The organism is Empedobacter sp. R132-2 (assembly GCF_030324375.1).
In the GTDB taxonomy this organism is placed as follows: domain Bacteria; phylum Bacteroidota; class Bacteroidia; order Flavobacteriales; family Weeksellaceae; genus Empedobacter; species Empedobacter falsenii_B.
In genome coordinates, this window is sequence record NZ_JACAGG010000084.1 from 1 (window position 1) to 743 (window position 743).

Genomic DNA, 743 nt, shown 5'->3' on the forward strand with positions numbered 1-743 from the left:
TAATCGTTTGGATGGACGGAATTGTTTTTAAGGTTAGAGAAGGTTCCAAAGTAATTAATAAAACCATTTATATCGCAGTAGGCTTAAAACGCGATGGACGCAAAGAAGTTTTAGGATTATGGTTAGGTAAAAATGAGTCATCATCCTTTTGGATGAGTGTTTTAACCGATATGAAGGCTAGAGGAACTGAAGATATCTTGATTACAGCAACCGATAACTTAAATGGTTTTACCGATACCATACGTACCGTTTTTCCTGAATCTAAAACACAAATATGTGTAGTACATCAGATTCGAAATGCTTGTAAATACGTTGTTTGGAAAGATAAGAAACAGTTTACTGCTGATATGAAAGAAATCTACAACGCGCCAACTAAACAGGCTGCTGAAGCTGCTTTAAATGATTTTGCTTCTAAGTGGGAACATAAATATTCTTATGCCATCCAAAGATGGAAAAACAACTGGGAAGACCTTACGGTTTTCTTTGAATTCCCCGTAGATATTAGGAAAATCATATATACCACCAATCTAATTGAGAATCTAAACGGTAAAATAAGGAAGTACACTAAAAATAAATTATCCTTCCCTACAGATGAAGCTGTTATGAAATCCGTATATTTGGCTGTGAGAGAAGCAACTAAAAAATGGTCTATGCCAGTAAGAAACTGGGGAGTTATTATTGATCAATTTTTAATCCTATATCAAGAAAGGGTTAGACTCTAAAAAGTAGAACCTAACCCAAGC

At 34.7% G+C, this 743-nt stretch carries 1 protein-coding gene; it reads left to right on the forward strand.

Going from position 1 to position 743, the window contains the following annotated elements; genetic code table 11:
• Nucleotides 1-722, forward strand: a 722-nt coding sequence (locus HXZ69_RS15235) for an IS256 family transposase (RefSeq protein WP_286496465.1), incomplete at its 5' end; no start/stop codon positions are given.
• Between the last annotated feature and the right edge of the window lie 21 nt (nucleotides 723-743).